Origin of the sequence: Thermococcus sp. JdF3, assembly GCF_012027495.1 — an archaeon.
Lineage (GTDB): Archaea > Methanobacteriota_B > Thermococci > Thermococcales > Thermococcaceae > Thermococcus.
Genome location: NZ_SNUK01000015.1, coordinates 1 through 523 on the forward strand (window position 1 = coordinate 1; position 523 = coordinate 523).

General features: G+C 46.1%; 2 protein-coding genes. Both read right to left on the minus strand.

The features are described 5' to 3' along the window. Positions 1 to 213: CoA-binding protein (locus tag E3E42_RS11660; protein ID WP_206206133.1), on the minus strand; the 213-nt coding region annotated here is incomplete at its 3' end. 58 nt (positions 214 to 271) lie between these two features. Beyond that, positions 272 to 523 (minus strand): SLC13 family permease (locus E3E42_RS11665; RefSeq protein WP_206206132.1); only part of this gene is annotated, 252 nt, incomplete at its 5' end.

The window sequence follows — 523 nt, forward strand, 5'->3', positions numbered from 1 at the left end:
ATCGGAAATTTCCTTAATGCTCCTATAAACTGGGAACTTCTTTCCATTGACCTCTATTTCGCCACCCTTGACGTTGACAGCGTAGACCTTACCCTCATACTTGAGCGTTATCGAGCGCATTATCGCGTTTCCAACCTTTCCTGGAACATTTGAAGCGCCTATGACAGCCACGCTTTTCGGGTAAAACATGAAGTCCAGTTTTGGTGCCCCCATCTCATTCACCTCCGAAATTTTTTCGGTCAGTTCTATTTAAGTTTTCCCTCCCTAAAAATCAAAATGGATAGAGGAGGATTATCAGGAGGTAGAGCGCTATGAAGAGGGGAATTTCTATTATTGCTCCCGCCCTTATGTAGTCCATGAAGCTATATTCCCCAGGACCGAAGACTATTGTGTTGGGTGGTGTTGAAACCGGCGTCCAGAACCCTATTGATGAGGTCATCGCTATCGCCATTAGGAGCGGGTAGGGGCTTATACCAGCAGACTGGGAAATGCTCACAGCTAAAGGTGATAGTATGGCTGTTGT